Here is a 1060-nt window from a genome sequence, read left to right on the forward strand (position 1 = left end):
AGGCCGGCCTGCTTGTAGCCGAAGACGCCGAAGGTCCCGACGGTGAGGGTGATCTTGCCCTTGCCGTTGCCACCGTCCGAGTTGTCCGACGAGCCATCGTTCGAGTCCGGTGAGCCCGGGAGGCTGTGCGAGCACGACCCGATGGCCGGGGAAGGCCCGGCGGATGCCGCGCAGCGCGGGCACGCCGGCCAGCAGGTCGCCGAGGCCCAGGGCACGCAGCACCAGGACGACCGGGGGATGCGGGGCGGTTCGGGTCACCGGATCGGCCCTCCGGCGGGCGCGGCGGCGGTGCGGGTCACGCCGGTCCTCCCGGGTAGGTGGGGGCGAGGGCGGCTCGGCGGGCGAGGCCGGTGGTGGAGCGGCCGTCGAGGTAGGGCAGCAGCAGGACCTGGCCGCCCCAGCTCTCCACGAGGTCCTGTTCGGGCAGGTGGGTACGGGCGTAGTCGCCGCCCTTGGCCCAGATGTGCGGGCGGAGTTCGCCGAGGATGCGTTCGGGGGTGTCCTCGTCGAAGACGGCGACCGCGTCCACGCACTCGAGGGCGCGCAGCACCCGGACCCGGTCGGCGACCGGGACGAGGGGGCGGCCGTCGCCCTTGCGGCGGCGTACCGAGTCGTCGGAGTTGACGCAGACGACCAGGCAGTCGCCGGCCCGCCGGGCGGCCTGGAGCAGGGCGACGTGACCGGCGTGCAGCAGGTCGAAGCAGCCGCCCGCGGCGACGACGGTGCGGCCCGCGGCCCGGACCCGGGCGGCCGTGTGCACGGCGTCCGCGGTGGTGTCGCCGCCGGAATGGGCGGGTTCGGGGTGCTCCGGCTGCTCCGGGGCGGTGGCCGCGCGGGCGCCGCCCTCGGCGACGTAGCGGGTCGCGGCGTGCACGGCGGCCTGCACGGCGACCTCGGTGAGGGCGCCGTCGGCGAGCAGTCCCGCGGCCGCGGCGGCGAACCGGTCGCCGGCCCCGCAGGGGTCGCCGGCCGCGGCGGCCGGGGTCGGTACGAGCAGCGGGGTCTCGCCGTGGGAGAGCAGCGCGCCGCGCTCGCCCAGCGTCACGGCGACCGCCTGGGC

The 1060-nt window shown here is 77.5% G+C and carries 1 protein-coding gene and 1 pseudogene; both read right to left on the reverse strand.

What is annotated here, in order from left to right; translation table 11 throughout:
- Nucleotides 1–215, reverse strand: a pseudogene (locus ACWEN3_RS46900) (hypothetical protein); the annotation flags it as partial.
- An 80-nt stretch (nucleotides 216–295) separates the two neighbouring features.
- Nucleotides 296–1060: D-glycero-beta-D-manno-heptose 1-phosphate adenylyltransferase (gene rfaE2 / locus ACWEN3_RS46905; RefSeq protein WP_452984606.1), on the reverse strand; the 765-nt coding region annotated here is incomplete at its 5' end.

The sequence above is a fragment of the Streptomyces sp. NPDC004561 genome (genome assembly GCF_053602155.1).